Source organism: Vibrio sp. 1978, assembly GCF_033344345.1.
Map to the genome: position 1 here is coordinate 1 of NZ_JAWPOP010001000.1, position 521 is coordinate 521.

General features: G+C 44.5%; 2 protein-coding genes. One reads left to right on the plus strand and one right to left on the minus strand.

Annotation, left to right across the window (positions count from 1 at the left end):
* Window positions 1-312 (plus strand): alanine racemase C-terminal domain-containing protein (locus tag R8N49_RS30315; protein ID WP_318190846.1); only part of this gene is annotated, 312 nt, incomplete at its 5' end.
* 27 nt (window positions 313-339) lie between these two features.
* Here R8N49_RS30315 and R8N49_RS30320 read toward each other — a convergent pair.
* On the minus strand, window positions 340-521 hold a 182-nt coding region (locus R8N49_RS30320), incomplete at its 5' end, for a hypothetical protein (protein WP_318190847.1).

Genomic DNA, 521 nt, shown 5'->3' on the forward strand with positions numbered 1-521 from the left:
ACCACTAAAGAAAGCGTAATGGCGAACCTTCCTGTCGGTTACTCTGACGGTTACCCAAGAAAAATGGGCAATACGGCAGACGTGCTGATCAATGGTCAACGTGCAAAAGTGGTTGGCGTAACGTCAATGAATACAACAATGATCGACGTTTCAGATATCAAAGGCGTGAAGCCGGGTTTTGAGGTCGTTCTGTTCGGCAACCAAAAATCTCAAACCATCAATGCCGCAGAAATCGAGAAGAACGCCGACGTGATCTTCCCAGAACTTTACACCATTTGGGGCACATCAAACCCTCGCGTGTACGTGAAGTAATCTTACGACTTCCTTTTTAAACACTTCCTAACTCAAAGCGAGCTTCGTGCTCGCTTTCTTTTTTCGCTCAAAAAGCCCTGAAACACCGAGAACGTTAGTGTCATCTTGTTGTCTGCGACGAAAACCACATTCTGGTTGTGTTTGAAAGCCCATCCAATTGATGTTAAACATGCAGTTTACAAAATCACAACAATACCCATTTAGGGCTT